The sequence below is a fragment of the Pseudomonas migulae NBRC 103157 genome (assembly GCF_002091715.1).
GTDB classification, from domain to species: domain Bacteria; phylum Pseudomonadota; class Gammaproteobacteria; order Pseudomonadales; family Pseudomonadaceae; genus Aquipseudomonas; species Aquipseudomonas migulae_A.
In genome coordinates, this window is record NZ_BDAG01000094.1 from 1 (window position 1) to 1,265 (window position 1,265).

Consider the following 1,265-nt stretch of genomic DNA (forward strand, 5'->3'; position numbering starts at 1 on the left):
GATGCACCGCATCGGGCGTTTTGTATTTCAAGGACAAGTGCGGACGCTCCTGGTTGTAGATCAAGATTGCATCCCGCACCATCTGCTCCGCTTGTGCCAGGTCTGTCGGCCGGTGGAGCAAGAGTTCGGTTTTCAAGATGCCGTTAACCCGCTCTGCCTTGGCGTTTTGATAGCAATCGTAACCATCGGTCATCGAGCACGTAATGCCATGTTTGGCATGGAGCTTTTGATAAAGCGCTGAGCAGTACTGCACACCTCGATCCGAGTGATGAACCAGTTGCTGGCGTGTTCGACGTGTCTTCAGCGCCATACGCAAGGCTTGGGCCACCGAGTCGGCATGCAGGCTGCCATGCACGTGATAACCGACAATTTTCCTCGAGAAGTCATCCGTCACCAAGCTCAGGTAGACCGGATCATCCCGTTTGGTGGATAGGTAAGTAATATCCGCCACCCAGACCTGTTCCGGACCGGAAGCGGCGACTTGCTGCGGGCCAGGCTTGAGTAGATTGGGATGGCAGTGAAAGTGATGATGGCTGTCGGTCGTCTTGTGATAGGCCCGTTTCCTGCGAACCAACTGCCGATGCTCGCGCAAAACCTCAAACAAACGATCCCGACCAACATGCAGCTCTGGCTTATCGTGCTTCTCATGCATCATCGCGTGCAGTTTGCGGGTGCCCAGGCAGGGTTGGCGTACGCGGATCTCCTGCACAAACTGCACGAGTTTCTGATCCTGCTCGATCCGGGCTCGATAGACCCGATCGCGTTTGTAAAAGGCTTGGCGACTGATCCCCATAAACTGGCAAGCCCTGCTGACACTCAGGGTTTTGGTTTGCGCAACGACTTGCCGGGCCGCTTTTTTACGACGGATACGCCGTAGTCGTTCTTCAGAACATCGACCACGTCTTCGAAGAATTTGGCTTTCTGATTCGCCAGCGCCAACTGCTCCTCAAGCTCTTTGATTCTCTGCTCGGGCGTTAATGGCAAAGTAGGTTCGTCCACCGGTCGGACCCTCTGGGAACGAATGGAAGCGCCTTGGCTCCAGTCCTGCCGACCATGCTTGCGTAACCAAACCAACACCGTCGACCGGCCCTGAATCCCATAGCGCCGTTGAGCCTCTTTATAACTCAACTCGCCTTTTTCGACTTGGTCGACAACCGACAATTTAAAAGTCAGCGTGTAATCGCGCTGACTGCGTTTTGCGCTCGTATCCATTGCACCTTCCTGATGAGAAGTCAGAAGGTGTAAACCTTATTCAGGACGGAACA

At 54.3% G+C, this 1,265-nt stretch carries 2 protein-coding genes; both read right to left on the reverse strand.

Annotated features, from left to right (window positions below; all coding sequences use genetic code 11):
* A partial coding sequence (locus PMI01S_RS30730; protein WP_307642251.1) for an IS3 family transposase occupies positions 1–913 on the reverse strand: 913 nt, incomplete at its 3' end.
* Entirely contained in the window at positions 817–1,212 is a 396-nt protein-coding gene (locus PMI01S_RS32210) for a helix-turn-helix domain-containing protein (protein WP_235864412.1), read from the reverse strand. The genes PMI01S_RS30730 and PMI01S_RS32210, both read right to left, overlap by 97 nt.
* Positions 1,213–1,265 lie beyond the last annotated feature (53 nt).